Annotated in this window: 2 protein-coding genes; both read left to right on the top strand. The window is 75.0% G+C overall.

What is annotated here, in order from left to right; genetic code table 11:
• Nucleotides 1-966 (top strand): DHHA1 domain-containing protein (locus AB0J52_RS40685; protein WP_500188571.1); only part of this gene is annotated, 966 nt, incomplete at its 5' end.
• The coding region (ruvX, locus tag AB0J52_RS40680; RefSeq protein ID WP_500188569.1) for a Holliday junction resolvase RuvX at nt 963-1,390 on the top strand (428 nt) is incomplete at its 3' end. The genes AB0J52_RS40685 and ruvX, both read left to right, overlap by 4 nt.

Here is a 1,390-nt window from a genome sequence, read left to right as displayed (position 1 = left end):
CACGCGATCTCCCGCTCGCACTCGGCGACCCACCTGGTGCACGCCGGCTTCCGCCGCGCGCTCGGCGAGTCCGCCGCGCAGGCGGGCTCGGAGAACTCGCCCGGCCGGTTCCGGTTCGACTTCACCGCCTCGGGCGCCGTCCCGGTGAGCGTCCTGCGCGACGTCGAGGACGAGGTCAACGAGGTCCTGATCAACGACCTGGACGTCCGCGCCTTCCACACCTCGATCGACGAGGCCCGCGCCATGGGCGCGCTCGCCCTGTTCGGCGAGAAGTACGGCGACGAGGTCCGGGTCGTGGAGATCGGCGACTACTCCCGCGAGCTGTGCGGCGGCACCCACGTCGCGCGGTCCGGGCAGCTCGGCCTGGTGAAGGTGCTCGGCGAGTCGTCCATCGGCGCCGGCGTGCGCCGGGTCGAGGCGCTGGTCGGCATCGACGCGTTCCGCTTCCTGGCGCGCGAGAGCGTGCTGGTCAACCAGCTCTCCGAGCAGATGAAGACGCGCAAGGAGGAGCTGCCCGAGCGGATCTCCGGCATCGTCGCCCGGCTGCGCGACGCCGAGAAGGAGCTGGAGAGGGTCCGCGCCCAGCAGGTGCTGCAGGCGGCGGCCGGCCTCGCCGAGGCGGCCGCGGACGTCAACGGGATCGCCTTCGTGGGGCACCGCGCCCCGGACGGCACCGGCGCCGACGACCTGCGCAAGCTCGCCGTGGACGTGCGCGGCCGGCTCCAGGGCCGTCCGGCCGTGGTGATGGTCGCGGGCGCGCCCAAGGACCGGCCGGTCGTCGTGATCGCCCTCACCGAGGGCGCCCGCGAGCGCGGCCTGAAGGCCGGGCAGCTGGTCGGCCTCGCCGCCAAGACCCTCGGCGGGGGCGGCGGCGGCAAGGACGACCTCGCCCAGGGCGGAGGCGCGGACGCCGGGAAGATCGGTGAGGCGCTGGCCGCCGTCGAACGAGCCGTAGGGGCCGCATGAGGATCGGAGTCCGACTGGGAGTCGACGTGGGCAGCGTCCGGATCGGCGTCGCCCGCTGCGACCCGGGCGGCGTCCTCGCCTCCCCCCTGGAGACCGTGAAGGCGGGCAAGGGGGACGTCGACCGGCTGGTGCGGCTGGTCGAGGAGAACGAGGCGATCGAGGTCATCGTGGGACTGCCGACGTCGCTGTCGGGCCGTGAGGGCCCGGCGGCGGCGTCCGCCCGCAGGTTCGCCGCGATGCTGGCGGACCGTCTACCCCCCGGGGCGGTCCGGTTGTACGACGAACGGCTCACCACGGTGACGGCCGAGAGCGGTCTACGCGCCGGCGGTGTCCACGGGCAGGCGCGGCGGAAGGTCGTCGACCGGGCCGCCGCGGCGGTCCTGCTGCAGGCCGCGCTGGACGGTGAACGGCTGACCGGACGGCC

The organism is Spirillospora sp. NPDC049652 (assembly GCF_040675125.1).
GTDB lineage: Bacteria > Actinomycetota > Actinomycetes > Streptosporangiales > Streptosporangiaceae > Spirillospora.
The sequence above is the reverse complement of the archived record's forward strand: the minus strand, read 5'-3'. Positions and strand labels throughout refer to the sequence as shown.